This is a genomic window from Yoonia sp. SDW83-1 (assembly GCF_046762885.1).
Taxonomy (GTDB): Bacteria; Pseudomonadota; Alphaproteobacteria; order Rhodobacterales; family Rhodobacteraceae; genus Yoonia.
This window is the reverse complement of record NZ_JBKQXO010000011.1, coordinates 86,437-100,928: the sequence shown is the minus strand read 5'-3', so window position 1 is coordinate 100,928 and position 14,492 is coordinate 86,437. Positions and strand designations below refer to the sequence as shown.

At 59.7% G+C, this 14,492-nt stretch carries 11 protein-coding genes; 4 read left to right on the top strand and 7 right to left on the bottom strand.

The genetic code is table 11. The features are described from left to right. Window positions 1-68: 68 nt before the first annotated feature. Window positions 69-2,279 (top strand): methyl-accepting chemotaxis protein, encoded by a 2,211-nt coding sequence (locus ACFWW4_RS15145; RefSeq protein ID WP_411891623.1) that lies wholly within the window; start codon window positions 69-71, stop codon window positions 2,277-2,279. Window positions 2,280-2,364: 85 nt separating this feature from the next. Here the strand turns inward: ACFWW4_RS15145 and ACFWW4_RS15140 are convergent, their stop codons facing one another. Then, window positions 2,365-3,264 carry a LysR family transcriptional regulator gene (locus ACFWW4_RS15140; protein ID WP_411891622.1) on the bottom strand — a complete coding sequence of 300 codons (900 nt, stop codon included), beginning with the start codon at window positions 3,262-3,264 and terminating at the stop codon, window positions 2,365-2,367. A gap of 104 nt (window positions 3,265-3,368) precedes the next feature. On the opposite strand from ACFWW4_RS15140, the gene ACFWW4_RS15135 reads away from it, so the two are divergent. From ACFWW4_RS15135 to ACFWW4_RS15125, 3 genes are all read left to right on the top strand, one after another. After that, window positions 3,369-4,904 carry a trimethylamine methyltransferase family protein gene (locus tag ACFWW4_RS15135; RefSeq protein ID WP_411891621.1) on the top strand — a complete coding sequence of 512 codons (1,536 nt, stop codon included), beginning with the start codon at window positions 3,369-3,371 and terminating at the stop codon, window positions 4,902-4,904. A 9-nt stretch (window positions 4,905-4,913) separates the two neighbouring features. Beyond that, the gene (locus tag ACFWW4_RS15130; protein ID WP_411891620.1) at window positions 4,914-5,813 is read left to right on the top strand and encodes an NAD(P)-dependent oxidoreductase; all 900 of its coding nucleotides are present in this window, start codon (window positions 4,914-4,916) and stop codon (window positions 5,811-5,813) included. 96 nt (window positions 5,814-5,909) lie between these two features. Next, complete coding sequence (locus ACFWW4_RS15125; protein ID WP_411891619.1) at window positions 5,910-7,112, top strand: hypothetical protein; 1,203 nt, start codon at window positions 5,910-5,912, stop codon at window positions 7,110-7,112. A 35-nt stretch (window positions 7,113-7,147) separates the two neighbouring features. On the opposite strand, the gene urtE is transcribed toward ACFWW4_RS15125, so the two are convergent. The 6 genes from urtE to ACFWW4_RS15095 form a co-directional block, all read right to left on the bottom strand. Continuing rightward, window positions 7,148-7,843 carry an urea ABC transporter ATP-binding subunit UrtE gene (gene urtE / locus ACFWW4_RS15120; protein ID WP_411891618.1) on the bottom strand — a complete coding sequence of 232 codons (696 nt, stop codon included), beginning with the start codon at window positions 7,841-7,843 and terminating at the stop codon, window positions 7,148-7,150. Beyond that, window positions 7,844-8,584, bottom strand: coding sequence for an urea ABC transporter ATP-binding protein UrtD (gene urtD / locus ACFWW4_RS15115; protein ID WP_411891617.1), 741 nt, complete (start codon window positions 8,582-8,584; stop codon window positions 7,844-7,846). It abuts the gene before it with no gap. Further along, window positions 8,581-9,744, bottom strand: coding sequence for an urea ABC transporter permease subunit UrtC (gene urtC, locus ACFWW4_RS15110; protein WP_411891616.1), 1,164 nt, complete (start codon window positions 9,742-9,744; stop codon window positions 8,581-8,583). The genes urtD and urtC overlap by 4 nt, the downstream gene beginning before the upstream one ends. Window positions 9,745-9,830: 86 nt before the next feature. Further along, window positions 9,831-11,768, bottom strand: a complete 1,938-nt coding sequence (gene urtB, locus ACFWW4_RS15105; protein WP_411891615.1) for an urea ABC transporter permease subunit UrtB — start codon at window positions 11,766-11,768, stop codon at window positions 9,831-9,833. A gap of 51 nt (window positions 11,769-11,819) precedes the next feature. After that, window positions 11,820-13,109 (bottom strand): urea ABC transporter substrate-binding protein, encoded by a 1,290-nt coding sequence (gene urtA / locus ACFWW4_RS15100; protein WP_411891614.1) that lies wholly within the window; start codon window positions 13,107-13,109, stop codon window positions 11,820-11,822. A 278-nt stretch (window positions 13,110-13,387) separates the two neighbouring features. Next, a complete protein-coding gene (locus ACFWW4_RS15095; RefSeq protein WP_411891613.1) occupies window positions 13,388-14,308 on the bottom strand; it encodes an alpha/beta fold hydrolase in 921 nt (306 codons plus the stop codon). Window positions 14,309-14,492 lie beyond the last annotated feature (184 nt).

Sequence of the window (14,492 nt, the reverse complement as noted above, 5' to 3'; positions counted from 1 at the left end):
TTATCGTCAATCGCTTCTTAACGTCCGATTGTTAGACGGTTCCGCACATGGCATTGCAGGAGCGTTTGATGAAATCGCCGTCTATCTCAAATCGGATCAATATTGGCTTTGCGGCCACGACCACCCTTATTGTCTTCGGCGCTGTTCTGGCCTTTGTGGCGGTTAGCGCGCTGGGGGACAGCTACAAACGGTATCGGCTGACGGCAAAGCAGAACATCGTCATTACTGCTTTCGTTGAGGATTTGTTTGAAGCGCGAGTGGCCTCGCTCAAATATCGTGCAAATCCAAATGACAATACCCTGAATGAGGTCACAAGCAATATCGGAGAGATTATTCGCGATGCGGCATCCGCGCCGGAGTTCGCAAATGACCCGGATACAGCGCGCGAGATCAGCGAGATTTCCGATCTGGCCGAGGCTTACAGGACAGATTTTTTGGCAATGTCCACCAGGCTGTCTGACTCCAGACGCAATGTTGCTGATCTGATAGCTGTTGGTGACGCGGCCCGGTCTGCCTTGGCTGATCTTGGCACCTTGGCCGTGCCCAACGATGATGCGACGCTCATGGGATATCAAAGCGATGCGTTGACCCAGATACTTCTTGGGATCGCGGAAGAGCGACAGCTGCGGGGGGCTGAAGGTCCGGACGCGCAGGACCATATGATTGCACATTTTGTTGCGGCTGATGCGGCTTTGGCCAATGCCGAAGCGCATCTGGCAGATGGCGGGGTGATTGGATGGGAACGGTCTGCTCAGCAGGCGCTTGCCGAGGCGCGTAATGCCGTGGTCGGTATGCAAGGCATCGCCGAGACACTGCACACAAACCTGGCTGAGGCGGCACGGCTGCAATCCTCTTCGCTTGATCGGATCGGGCCAGAGATGCAAAACCGGCTGGAGGTGTTGGCTGAAATAATTGTCGGAGAACAGGATACGCTTGGGCCAGAAGGGCAGGCCGTGGTTGAGCGCGTTTTGGGTATGACGCCATTTGTCGGCGGGTTTGCCGTTCTGGCCGCGATCTTTGCGGCGTTCATGATCGGACGTTGGATTACCCGACCCATCCGCGGCCTTGCCCAAACCACCCAAGCCTTGGCCCAGGGAAACACCGACGTTGCGATCGAGGGAACACAGGATCAGCATGAACTGGGCGACATGGCCCGCGCGCTGGAGGTGTTTCGCGAGGCGCATATCGAGCGCACCCGGATCACGGCAGAGCGCGAGAAAAAGGCAGAGGCTGAAAAACAGGCAGTGGCCGCGTTGTCCAAAGGGCTGCAGCTCATGGCGGCCGGTCGGCTGGATGCCCGGGTCAATGAAAAATTGGGCATTGAATACGAGGAACTGCGTCAGAACTTCAACAGCGCCCTGACGCAATTGGAAGAGGCGATGGCCGGTGTGATCGCAGCCTCGCAACGTATCGAAGGCAATGCCGTCAGTATCAATGCGTCGTCTCAGGACCTGTCACGCCGCACAGAAAATCAAGCTGCGACATTGGAAGAAACGGCCGCGGCACTTGACGAGTTGACCGCGAGCGTCAAATCCTCGGCCGACCGTGTCCAACAGGTGGCCTCAACCGTGCAAACCACCCGGTCAGAGGCAAAGGACAGCGGTGCCGTCGTGAGCCAGGCGGTGAACGCCATGGGCAAGATCGAACAGTCGTCGGAACAGATTTCCCAGATCACACAGGTGATTTCCGACATATCGTTCCAGACCAATCTGCTGGCCCTCAATGCCGGGGTCGAGGCGGCGCGGGCCGGCGACGCCGGCAGGGGCTTTGCCGTCGTCGCCTCCGAAGTCCGTGCGCTGGCGCAACGATCGTCAGAGGCTGCCAAGCAGGTGTCTGAACTGATCTCGACCAGTTCCATGCATGTCGAGGAGGGCACCAAACTAGTGAACAATGCGGGTACAGCGCTGGGCACATTTATCGAAAAAGTTGATCATATTTCAGATCTGATCGCCGAGATTGCATCGAATGCGGGCGAACAGGCCTCTGGCATCTCGGAAATCAATATTGGTGTGAACCAGCTGGATCAGGTGACCCAGCAGAATGCCGGCATGGTGGAATCTTCGCATCAGCAGGGTCAGCAACTGGTCAATGAATCCAAAGAGCTGGATCGCCTGGTCAAGGTATTCCGCCTGTCACCCGGTGTGGCGGAAAAGGCCGGTTCCAAAGCACCCACAAATGTCGTGAAGATGGACCCGCCCGCAACACCGGAGTTTGTCAGACACGATCATGCGCCGCAGGCCAAGGCCGTTGGTGATCCGGACGCCTGGGAGGATTTCTGACCGTGGCGGCCAGCCCTCAGGATCAGCCAAACCCCGGCTAGGCGGAACAGCCATACCCGGCCGGTGTATCAGTGGCATTCCCGGCTCAACCGCCTTTGTGGCGGCTGGGCCCGGTTGTAGCGGTCACGCCGGATTGCCCGTCAGTATAATGGGCCAGCAGAATGCGCAGCAACTGCCGATAGGATGTCCGATGCCTGTTGCGCATATTGACCCCCGCAAAAACCGGCTGCGTGATCGCCGGGGCGTTGCGGACGCGCCGGCAGTGCCCTGTTCCACACAGTTCATCCGCGGAATGGCGCAAGACATATGCCGTCCCAGACAATGATTTCAGCAGATCGACCATGGCGGCATTCTGCCCGATCGACAGCGATACATGCGTCAACGCCGGCAGGATGGCTGCATGGGTATGGGCAAAGGCGGCGGCATAATTGGCCAAGATGTAACTCTCCGGGCGCACATCGGCCAGATTGTCCGTTTCAGTCGACACCATGACATATGCAACCTCGCCCAAGGCTTCAAAATGCAGATCGGGATGGGTTTGCGGTGAATAAAGCACCCCCACATCCTGCGCGCCTGACACCAGATCGACGCACATCTGGTGCGAATAGTCAGCCTCGAAATAAAAGACGGTGTCGGGCAGAACCTTGCGGAACCCGCCGATCAGCGCATCCATCGCGATGGCGACAAGATCATGCTGCAGACCGATGCGCATGGTTACACCGGCCATCCCGGTGTCTCGCGTCGCGTTCAATGCCGTGACCCAAGAATGGCGCAACGCGCGGGCATGCGGTTCAAACCGCAGACCAGCTGTTGTCAACGCAGTGCCCGACCGCGACCGTTTGAACAATGGGCGACCCACATGGCGTTCCAGCGACTTGATCCGGCCAGACACGGTGGACTGGGTGACACCCATCCGGTCGGCCGTCTGGTTGAAACTATGCGTGCTGCACAGGTCCAGGAAGGTTTCGATCAATTCAATCTGCATGGCCTACTCTGTCCTGATCGGAATTTCCGATCAATATTGTACTGCTATGCGAATTGATTGAAAGCCATCATCTGCGGATACTTCACATATCGAGGGAGGATCCATTGGCTCGGATTGACAGAAAAGGGCGGAGCGGGGGCCGCGCGGCCCGCGTCGCGCTGCGCAATGCACCGCTGGCTGAAGAATTACGCCCGGTCAGGGCCGGCTTGCCCGGCGGCCAGTACAAACCGCTGACAGATGCGGATGTCGCGCGTATCCACGCCGCCGCGCTTGATGCACTGGAGCAGATCGGTCTGTCGCAAGCCCCGCCTTCGGGGATCAACATCATGACGCGTGTTGGCGCGATTCTGGGCGATGACGGCAGGCTGCGATTTCCCCGCGCCCTGGTCGAGGATATGCTGGCCAAGGCCGCCCGCAACATCACCTTGCACGGGCGCGACCCGAAACATGACCTACATCTGACTGGATCAAACGTCCATTTCGGCACCGCCGGTGCTGCCGTCCATGTTGTCGATATCGAAACCAATACCTATCGCGACAGCACGGCGCAGGATCTGCATGATGCCGCCCGGATCACCCATGCCCTTGATAATGTGCATTTCTTTCAGCGGGCTATGGTGGCGCGGGACATCACCGACAATCTGGAGATGGACCTGAACACCATCTATGCGTGCTGCGCGGGCACGACCAAGCATATCGGCACGTCGTTCAGTGAACCTGATCACGTGGCCCCCGGCCTTGAGCTGATCCATCGGATCGCGGGGGACGAGGCGACATGGCGGGCGCGGCCGTTCATGTCGAACTCCAACTGTTTTGTGGTGCCCCCGATGAAATTCGCCGAGGAAAGCTGCATCGCGATGGAGCACTGCATCAGGGGCGGCATGCCGGTTCTGCTGTTGTCGGCCGGGCAGGCGGGCGCCACGGCCCCGGCCCCCATCGCGCTGGCCATCGTGCAGGCGGTGGCCGAATGCCTGGCCGGGGTGGTCTATGTCAACGCGCTGGCCCCCGGCCATCCGGCGGTATTTGGCACATGGCCCTTCGTGTCGGATTTGCGGACCGGGGCGATGTCGGGCGGTTCGGCGGAACAGGCACTTTTGACAGCGGGCTGTGCCCAGATGCACCGGTTTTACAACCTGCCGGGGGGTGCTGCGGCAGGGATTTCCGACAGCAAATTGCCAGATATGCAGGCAGGTTGGGAGCAGGGGATCACCAATGTTCTGGCCGGGCTGTCAGGGCTGAACATGGTGTACGAATCCGTGGGCATGCATGCCTCGCTTCTGGGGTTCTGTCTGGAATCGCTGGTGCTGGGTGATGATATCCTGGGTCAGGTTTTGCGCTGTGTGCGCGGTATTGATGTGACCGAAGACAGCACCTCAATCGAAGCGATGAAGGCGGTTTGTCTGGACGGGCCGGGGCATTATCTGGGGTCGGACCAGACGCTGCAACTGATGCAGACCGAATATATCTATCCCAGCCTTGGCAACCGGATGAGCCCCAAGGAATGGGGCGAGGCGGACCGGCCCATGCTGTTGGACAAGGCGATTGAGCGCAAGAATGACATTCTGGCCAAGGCGCAGGTCCAGATCGACCCGACGCTCGATGCGGCGATCCGGGCCGATTACAACATCTACTTTCACTAGGGGCGCGTCATGCACTACGGCTATATCGGTCTTGGTAATCTGGGGGCCAATTGCGCGGCCTGCCTGCTGCGTGCGGGGATGGAGGTCACTGTCACTGATCTTGATCGCGGCGCGGGCGATATGTGCTGCGATTTGGGCGCCACCTGGGCGGACAGCCCGGCAGAGGTTGCAGCCAGCGCTGATCACATTATCACCTGCCTGCCATCCCCCGCCATATCCGGAAGAGTGCTTGATGCGGTGCTGCCCGCGGCGAAGCCCGGCACGCATTGGATCGAGATGTCGACAGTCAGCCGCGATGATGTGTTGCGACTGGCGGACAAGGCGGCAAAGCACGATGTGCGCATGATGGAACTGCCCGTGACCGGCGGCGTGCATCTGGCCGCCCAAGGCAAGATCACCATGCTGGCGGGCGGTGACAAGGACATGTTCGATCTGCACCTGCCTGCCCTGCAGGCGATGGGTGATCAGGTGTTTCACATGGGCCCGCTTGGATCCGCATCGATCATCAAGGTGATCACCAACATGCTCGCCTTTATCCATCTGAAGGCCTGCGGCGAGGCGCTGATGCTTGCCAAACGCGGTGGTCTGGATTTGGGTCAGGCCTGGCATGCGATCAAGGCTTCGTCTGGCAATTCATTCGTGCATGAAACCGAAGGGGCGCTGGTGCTGAACGGGTCTTATGACGTGGCATTCAATATTGATCTGGCGCTGAAGGACCTTGGGTTCGCCATGGGGTTCGGCGAAGAATACGAGGTGCCGCTGGACCTTGCCGCCGCGACGCAGCAAACATATCGTGCTGCGCGTGCAGCCTATGGTGGTACGGCCCAGTCGCCGATGATTGTGAAATTGCTTGAGGATTTGCTGGAAACCAACCTGCGTGCTGAGGGGTTTCCAGACAGGCTTACCTGAAATGACGCTGCGTCAAATTGACCTAACGTCAAGTTAAACCAACCAAAAACCGCCGCTAAGCTGACCCTTACGTCAATCAATAGGGAGGATAAGACGTTGGGATGGTTTAGCTGGATAAAAAAGGTTGTGGACCCCGTGGTGCAAGCGGTGGAGCAGGCGACCGAAGTATTCATACAAACTGTGGTTGAGCCGGTGGTGGAGACGGTGACCGCTGCTGCGTCATCGGTTTGGGAGGCCGTGACAGCAACAGCTGCAGGGATCGTGGACGCAGTGACAGAGGCGGTTGGCGGGTTGATCGACAATGTCAGCGAGGAGGCGTTCGAGGTTGCGATCAACACGGCCGACCATATTTTTGAAAACGGCTATCAGCCGAACAACCCCGATCTGTCCCGGTTTGAACCTGTAGTGCCAGAGGTCGAACAGGTCCAAAGCACGACAATCGACAGTGCCGCCTGGACCACGGACGAGACCACCGAAATCCGCGACGCCGTGGTTGTCGCTCAGATCGGCTATGCCGATTATTCCGATCTGTTTGCCGCCGGGGCGATCAATGCCGATGGCTATGTCATCAGCACAGAGGCGGTCTATGCCGAGGCTGGTTGGCTCGATGGCATCGTCAACTGGGCCAGCGAACGGTTCGAGATTATTCGCATTCTTGAAGATGCCAGTTCCAGCCTCCTTGGCGGGTTCGAGGCGAATGTGACTCTGACCCAGAATATTGTGACCGGTGATTACTTTGTCGGCATCGGCGGGACCAGTTCCTTTGGCGACATCCTGTCCGACCTGAACCTTGTCTTGACCGAAGATACGGGTGCCAGTGAAATTGCGATCACCCAGATGATCGGCCAGTTCTTTGCCGACGATATCCAAGACGGTGCAACGGTGAACCTGTCTGGCCATTCGCTTGGCGGGGCAGAGGCCGTGCTGCAATACCGTGATGATCCGGACATGTTCGATCATGTCTATGCCATTCAGTCGGTCGGAATCGGTGGTTTTGACGGCACCTATTACGATCAGGAAATCTGGGATGGTGCGGGTGATGCCAACATCACTGAAATCACCGGCGATGATCCGGGCACCGATTTCAACGATCTGGTGACCTATTGGGGCCATATCGGGGCCGGTACGACGTACCATGTGGCCGAGGTTGAAAATGCTGTGGATGACGGCAATTTCTTTGAAGACCTTGAACTGGTCGATGCGCATCTGCTGGACAATCTGTGGGCATCACTGCCCGGCGGGCAGGACCCGGTTGTGCCTGATCCGGTCATGACAAGCGACGGTTTTGATTTCGTCTGAAACCTCGCGCCGCCCGACATCAGGGCGGCGCATCACTATAAGGCCAGTTCGGCCAGCATCGCCTCTGCACTGATATCGGCCTTATCGGCGCGCCGTTTGACCGTACCACGGGTCATGACGACAAACCGATCACCCAGTCCATAGGCAAAATCGAAATTCTGTTCGACCAGCACAATCGCCATATTGCCCTGTTCGCGCAGCAGGCTGATGGTCCGCCCGATCTGCTGGATGATGTTGGGCTGGATGCCTTCGGTCGGTTCGTCCAGCAGCAGCACTTTGGGCCGTGTGATCAGCGCGCGGGCGATGGCCAGTTGCTGTTGCTGCCCGCCGGACAGATCGCCGCCGCGCCGGGCCTTCATATCGAGGAGCACGGGGAACAGTTGAAAGATCTCGGGCGGGATGCTGCGCTGATCCTTGGGCAGGCAGGCAAAGGCGGTTTCGAGGTTTTCCTGCACGCTCATCAGCGGGAAAATCTCGCGGCCTTGCGGGACGTAGGCCACACCGGCGCGGGCGGCGGCGAAGGCGGATGGGTGGTGCAGCTTCTGCCCATCCACCGACAATGTGCCGCCGGAATAGGGATGCCGCCCCGATATCGCCTTGAGCAGGCTGGTCTTGCCCACGCCGTTGGTGCCCATGACCGCCGTCACCTCGCCCACATTGGCGGTCAGGTCGATGCCATGCAGGATCTGGCTTTGCCCGTAATGCAGGGTCAGGTTTGCAACATTCAGCATTTAGCGCCCCAGATAGACATCGATGACGGTCTGGTTGGCGGTGACATGGTCAAGCGACCCTTCGGCCAGAACCGAGCCTTCGTGTAGGACCGTCACCTTGCAATCAAGGCGGCGAACGAATTCCATATCATGTTCCACCACGACCACGGCCCGGGTTTCGGCCGCCCGTTTCAAGAGGTCAGTAGTGTGTTCGCGTTCCTGCGCGGTCATGCCTGCGGCTGGTTCATCGACCAGCAAAAGGCGCGGGTCCTGCGCCAGCAGCATTCCGATTTCCAGCCATTGCTTTTGCCCATGGCTGAGTTCGCCCGCGATGCGGGTCAGTTCCTCGGTCAGACCAACCTCTTCAGCAATGTCTTCGATCCGCCGCGCGCCCTGTTTGGTTTTCTTATAGAACAGCACGGCAAACGGCCCGCGCGGGTTGCGCAGCGCCATGGCGAGGTTTTCGCGGACTGTCTGCGCTTCGAACACGGTGGGTTTCTGGAACTTGCGCCCGATGCCTTCGCGGGCAATCTGGCTTTCGGACATGCCGAGAAGATTGATGTTCCTGTCACCCCAGATGACCTTGCCCGTGTCCGGTTTGGTCTTGCCGGTGATGATGTCCATGAACGTCGTCTTGCCTGCCCCGTTGGGGCCGATCACGGCGCGCAATTCCGGCTCTCCGATCTGAATCGACAGGTTGTTGATGGCCCTGAAGCCGTCAAAACTGACCGAGACGCCGTCGACTTCCAAGAGCGTGCTCATGATGGTTTCCTCACCAGATAGTCAAACAGGCCCCCGATCCCTTTGGGAAAGAACAGGGTGACGACAACAAAGGAAAAGCCAAGCAGGACCAGCCACCAATCCGTCCACAGGATTGTGTAGAACCCAAGGTCGACGGCAGGCGCGCCGCCCCCGGTGAACCAGCTGGATAGTAGCGACACAAACGCTGCCCCGATGACGGCCCCATAAAGCCGTCCGCGCCCGCCGATGGCGACCCAGACAGCCAGATAGATCGATGCGATGGGCGCGATTTCGGTCGGGTTGATGATGCCGGCTTGCGGGTAATAAAGCGCGCCGGCGATGCCCGCGACAATGGCCGTCAGGGTGAAGACGAACAGTTTGTAGCTTTCAACGTGGTAGCCGAGGAACCGCACCCGCGCCTCATCATCGCGGATCGCCTTGATCACGCTGCCCATCTTGCCTGACACCACCCAGGCGAACAGCACATAGCCCAGCCCCAGCGCAAGCGCGGAGGCGTAGAAAAACGCCAGCGAGATTGTCGATTGCGGGGTGCTTTCAAAGCCGGGAATGTTCTGCAGCCCCGACAGCCCATTATTGCCGCGCAGCCCGCTGTCGTTCTGGAACAGGTAGAGCGCCAGCGCCAGTGTCATGGCCTGGGTGAGGATCGACAGGTAGACCCCGGTCACACGACTGCGGAAGGCCAGCCAGCCAAAGACGAGGGCCAGCAAACCGGGTACTAGGACGACCATCAGAAGCTGCAAAAACAAACTGTCCGCAAAGGCCCAGAGTACCGGAAAGTCGGAGCTGCCGACGACGCCGAAAATCTGATTGCCGATGGCCGCTTCGATTTCGGCGGGAGTGGGCGGGATGACCTGTGTCGACAGGCTGTCCAGCACGATCCCTTCGGTACGGGCATACATCAGCCACATGCCGATGGCATAGCCGCCGATCCCGAAAAAGGCGAAATGACCGAGGCTGAGGATGCCGCAATAGCCCCAGACTACATCCATCGCGATGGCGATCAGACAGAGGCACAGCGTCTTGCCCAATGTCTTGACGAACGAGGTTGAGATCACGCTCAGCCCCGCCTCGGACAGGATGGTCACGCCAATGGTGAAAAGGCCAAGGGCGAGCAGGAACCATAGGACCGACGGGTTACGGGCGATGAAGCTGTTATGCATTTGCGCCGCTTCCGGCGCCGCCACGCTGGAGGGGCGCTGCCCCTCCAGACCTCCCCGAGGTATTTATGAACAAAAGAAGCATGAGATCAGTCCGCTGCCGCCCGGCCTTTAAGCGCCACAATGCCGCGGGGCCGGAACTGGATGAACAGGATGATGAAGAGGATCATGTAGGTCTGGGCGGCCAGCGTGTTGGACGGGTTCAGCCATTCGATCCCCTTTTGCAGGAACCCGATCAGGGAGGCCCCCGCCAGCGTGCCCCAGACATTTCCGACCCCACCGACGACCACGGTCATGAAGGATTGCACGATGTAATCGGCCCCCATTTCCGATGTGACCTTGGCGTAGAGCCCGATGGCCACGCCAGCGATCCCCGCGATGCCGGACCCCAGCCCGAAGGTCAGCATATTGATCCGGTCCGGGTTGATCCCCATAGACGCGGCCATGCCGGGGTTCTGGGTGACGGCCCGCACCTCAAGCCCCAGGCGGGTCCGTTTGAGGGTGAACAGGATCAGCCCAAGGAAGATGAGGGCAAGAACGAAGATCGCGATACGGATATAGCTGATCTGGATCACGTCGCTGAAGACCAGCGCCCCGTCCAGCCAGTCGGGCGAGGTGAGGGGACGGGCCTGCGTGCCAAAGATGTTCTTGGCCAGTTGTTGCAGGGCGATGGAAATGCCGAACGTCGCCAGAAGCGTTTCCAGCGGGCGGTGATAGAGGTGCCGGATCACGAGGCGCTCCATCAGCACCCCCGCCCCGAACGTCACCGCAAAGGCGAGCGGCAGGGCAATGATGATCGACACGGTGTAACTGGGCACAAATAGCTGCACCACATAGCCGGTATAGGCCCCCATCATGATGAATTCGCCATGGGCCATGTTGATGACCCGCATCACGCCAAAGGTGATGGCGAGGCCGATTGCGGCCAGAAAATAGATCGAAGCGAGCGAAAGGGCATCAAGTGCGAGATCGGCGGTTTGGCCAATCGCCACTCGTGTTTCGACCGACGCCAGGGCGGCTTCGGCAGCGGCGGTGATATCAGGGTTATCCTCGTCATAGCTTTCGAAGAAGGTGAACTTGGAAAGGGCGGCGTTTCGATCAATTTCGGTCACCAAGGGCGGCACGCTGCCCGCTGCTGCGAGCATCGCATAGGCCCGTTCGCGGGCGGCATCGGTGCCCAGTTGCGCGACAGGGACGTCGCCAACACGGCCATCGACGATATTGGCCTCAAGTGCGGTGCGGATCACGGTGGGTGGTGTGCGGGGCGCCGCCAGATCAGCCGCGACCAGCAGCGCATAGGCTTCGTCCAGTGTCATGTCCTCACCCGGGGTCAAGACCCCGGCCACGTTCACATCCGTTGGCAATTCAGCGGCCAGACCGGCGTTGGTGCTCAGGATCTGGTTCAGAACGGCGCGCGCCTCGACACTCGTATCGGTGGCGAGGCTTTCGATAGCCGCGATGCGGTCCTCAGGCGCGTCGGCAAAGCGGGCGGACAGGAAGTTGGCCAATTGTATCTTGCGGGCGCGCAGGGCGTTGTTTTCTTCGCTCTCGACCGAGGTCAGCAGCGGCTCCAATTGCGATGCGTCCGGCCTGCGGGCAATGGACTCTACCGCAGACAGACGGCGGGACAGGTCGGGATCGGATAGCTGGAACTGCACCAGTGCGGTGCCGATCACACGGCGTACACCGCCATTGGGTTTCAATTGAGTGAAACCGGCCTTGTCCGCAACGCTTTCGTCGCCCGTGTCGATATCCGTCAGTGCCAGCGTGTCGCCATTTTCATCGGCGATGAAAAACAACCCGTCAGCATCGCGCTGCCAGACGGATTTATCCTGCCATTCTTCCAGAAACGGCGTGACCTGCGGCAGACCAGAGGCGACAAGATCATCCAGCACCACCCCCACGGTCCGCCGACCGGGGTCTGCGACCTCTTCGGCGTGGGTCTGCAGGATCGTTTGCAGGTCCTGCGCCTGCGCAGCCGGGGTCAGCCCGATGAACAGGGCGAAAAGGACGAAAAGGCGATACATGGGATGTCCCGACAATGGGGTGGGGCGCAGGCGGACCTGCGCCCGGTTCGCTTAGTAGTTCGAGGTCAGCTGCACGCAGGTCTCGGTTTCGGTGTTGTACATCCCGCAACCAAGGGTCTGCCAATCGGATTTCAGCACGGCGCTTTCCGGCAGGAAATCGGTCCAGGCATCGCCGGGCACTTCTGCGGTTTGGCTGATGATGTCGAACTGGCCATCATCCTGGATTTCACCGATCAGCACCGGCTTGGCCAGGTGATGATTGGGCAGCATCACGGCGGTGCCGCCGGTCAGGTTCGGGAATTCCTGGCCATACATCGCCTCGCGCACCGCATCGACCTCGGTCGTTTCCGCAGCGGTCACCGCGTTCACCCACATGTTGAAGCCGATATAATGCGCCTCCATCGGGTCATTGGTCACGCGCTCTTCACCGGCGAATTCTTTCCAGGCGGCGATGAATTCGGCATTGGCGGGCGTGTCGGCGGACTGGAAGTAGTTCCAGGCGGCCAGATGGCCGACAAGGTTGGAGGTGTCGAGACCGGAAAGCTCTTCCTCACCCACAGAAAACGCGACGACGGGGATATCGTCGGCAGACACACCGGCGGCCGCCAGTTCCTTGTAGAAGCCGATATTCGCGTCACCATTGATGGTGGAAATCACGCCGACCTGTTTGCCGTCTTCACCAAGGGCCACGACATCGGCAACGATGGTCGCCCAGTCGGAATGGCCGAAGGGGGTGTAATTGACGAAAATGTCCTCCTCCGCGATGCCGTTATCCTTGAGGTACTGTTCAAGGATGTTGTTGGTCGTGCGCGGATAGACGTAATCAGTGCCGAGCAGGGCGAACTTTTCGACGCCGAGTTCCTCAAGGAAATAGTCGGTGGCCGGAATCGCCTGCTGGTTCGGGGCGGCGCCGGTGTAGAACACGTTTTTGGAGCTTTCCTCGCCCTCATACTGCACCGGATAGAACAGCAGGCCATTCAGTTCCTCGATCACCGGCAGGACGGATTTGCGCGACACGGATGTCCAGTTGCCAAAGATCACGTCGACCTCATGCACGGTCAAAAGCTCGCGGGCCTTTTCGGCAAATAGTGGCCAGTCAGAGGCCGGGTCGACCACGACCGCCTCAATCTCGCAGCCAAGAACACCACCAGCGGCGTTCTGTTGTTCGATCAGCATCAGCATCGTGTCTTTCAGCGTGGTTTCCGAAATCGCCATCGTCCCGGAGAGCGAATGCAGCACGCCCACCTTGATCGGTTCAGCACAATCCTGGGCCGCAGCCATGCCGGTGCTGGCCAGAAGAGCGGCAAGAATGGACGCACTCAGTGAATTTCTATTGGTCATTGTAACAATGTCCCCCGTTCGGCGCTGCGGTGCCCTATCCATGGGCGCGGCCAGATGATATCGGGACCCCGCAACAGTGGTGTTGTAGTCGCGTGAGGGGCGGTTTCTGCCAGGAAATTCCCTCGCGCGGCGATTGATGCCCTTGCGGACGCCCAAGGGGTAGATGCCGCAGCGCGGCGAGTCCCGGCGCTGACGCTCAAAAATCAGGCGATCACCGCAAATTGCGGCAAAGATGCTGGATCAGCAGGCCGGTTGCCTGAAATTTGTGCGCTGGAAAATCAGGGCGCGGGGGCGTTGGCAAAGAATTCGCGCCAGGCCGCGATCACGTCGTCCGGGCATTCTTCGGCCAGAAAATGACCCCCGGGCAATGCCCAGCCGGTGACATCCTCGGCCCGTTCACGCCACAAGGCCAGACAATCAAAATGCGCCTCAATCGCGCCCTCCTTGCCCCAGAGTGTCAAGAGCGGCATGGGCAGTTTGGTCGGATCAGCATCATCATGGGCAATGTCGATGCTGGCAGCGGCGCGATAATCCTCGCAAGCGCAATGGATCAGTGCGGGGTCATCAAAGCAGGTCAGATATTCATCCAGCGCCTGCTGAACGAAGGGGGCAGGTTTGGCGGCCCAGCCCATAGATTTGCTGAGCCAAAAAAACGCAGGATCCGCCCCGATCAGCGTTTCGGGAAACGGATGCGGCAGGGTCAGCCAGTACCAGTGCCAATACCTGTGGGCAAAGGCGCTGTCGCCATCGCGATACATTTCACGGGTGGGGGCGATGTCCAGAATGGCCAGCGCGCGCACCCGGTCGGGGTGATCAGCGGCCAGCCTGTGGGCCACCCGCGCGCCGCGATCATGGGCACCGACAAGAAACCTGTCATGGCCCAGTGCATCCATCACCGCGATCACGTCACCCGCCATGGCCCGTTTGGAATTGGGGGCATGGTCAGGCGCGCTGGGCGGCTTTACCGACCGGCCATAGCCGCGCAAATCCATGCAGATCACCCGGTAGTCGCGCGCCAGATCAGCGGCCACCGCATGCCACATGGCTGAGGTCTGGGGATAGCCATGCAACAGCACCAGCGGCGGCCCCTCACCCCCGATCCGGCAGAACATCGGGCCGTCGGGGCCATCGATAAACCGTTCTTCAAACCCGTCAAAAAACGACGGCGCGACGGGGGCACTGTCAGCGGCTGGATGCATTGATATTCCTTCTCTCGAACCGGTCGCGACCAGCCTAGAACACCGGATGCAAAACCGTAATGGCGAAATTTCAGGCGCATAACCCTGCGTCACTGATAGGCGATTAGGCGCGTTCATCTTCCATTAACAGGTGCGCCGGACAAAATAATGCTGTTACAAATTCCCTACACAACAAAAATGAAGT

Excerpts from the sequence above, each read along its gene's own strand:
- ACFWW4_RS15145 (WP_411891623.1), top strand. The coding sequence starts at position 69 with ATGAAATCGCCGTCTATCTCAAATCGGATCAATATTGGCTTTGCGGCC.
- urtE (WP_411891618.1), bottom strand. The coding sequence starts at position 7,843 with ATGCTGAATGTTGCAAACCTGACCCTGCATTACGGGCAAAGCCAGATC.
- urtB (WP_411891615.1), bottom strand. The coding sequence starts at position 11,768 with ATGTATCGCCTTTTCGTCCTTTTCGCCCTGTTCATCGGGCTGACCCCG.
- urtC (WP_411891616.1), bottom strand. The coding sequence starts at position 9,744 with ATGCATAACAGCTTCATCGCCCGTAACCCGTCGGTCCTATGGTTCCTG.
- ACFWW4_RS15140 (WP_411891622.1), bottom strand. The coding sequence starts at position 3,264 with ATGCAGATTGAATTGATCGAAACCTTCCTGGACCTGTGCAGCACGCAT.
- ACFWW4_RS15130 (WP_411891620.1), top strand. The coding sequence starts at position 4,914 with ATGCACTACGGCTATATCGGTCTTGGTAATCTGGGGGCCAATTGCGCG.
- ACFWW4_RS15095 (WP_411891613.1), bottom strand. The coding sequence starts at position 14,308 with ATGCATCCAGCCGCTGACAGTGCCCCCGTCGCGCCGTCGTTTTTTGAC.
- urtD (WP_411891617.1), bottom strand. The coding sequence starts at position 8,584 with ATGAGCACGCTCTTGGAAGTCGACGGCGTCTCGGTCAGTTTTGACGGC.
- urtA (WP_411891614.1), bottom strand. The coding sequence starts at position 13,109 with ATGACCAATAGAAATTCACTGAGTGCGTCCATTCTTGCCGCTCTTCTG.